Source organism: Lonepinella sp. BR2357 (assembly GCF_051851525.1).
In the GTDB taxonomy this organism is placed as follows: Bacteria; Pseudomonadota; Gammaproteobacteria; order Enterobacterales; family Pasteurellaceae; genus Lonepinella.
This window is the reverse complement of record NZ_JBPDVG010000036.1, coordinates 1-300: the sequence shown is the minus strand read 5'-3', so window position 1 is coordinate 300 and position 300 is coordinate 1. Positions and strand designations below refer to the sequence as shown.

Annotated in this window: 1 protein-coding gene; it reads right to left on the bottom strand. The window is 32.7% G+C overall.

Features of this window, described 5'->3' with window-relative positions; all coding sequences use genetic code 11:
- Window positions 1-300, bottom strand: a 300-nt coding sequence (locus tag ACTG7L_RS10815) for a hypothetical protein (protein ID WP_439328541.1), incomplete at both ends; no start/stop codon positions are given.

Genomic DNA, 300 nt, shown 5'->3' with positions numbered 1-300 from the left:
ATAAAATACCGTTTGAATACTCTGAGAGAAAATTATCTTTCTCATAATTGTCATTCCACCAAGTGTTAAATTGTTGATAAGTATTTCTTTCTGCTGTTTTCGGGAAAACAGGCTCGGCAAGTAGCCATGCCACCATAGCATTGGCACAATTTTCCAAAAAATTATAATATTTATGACTTAATGCAATGGTATCAATGATTAATTTAGGATTCTCTTCCACTTCCCTTTCGTGTCGTTGTTGTTTAAAAAGTTGACCTACAAGTTTCTCATTCGTTTTTAAAACTTGCTTACATTGTTGAT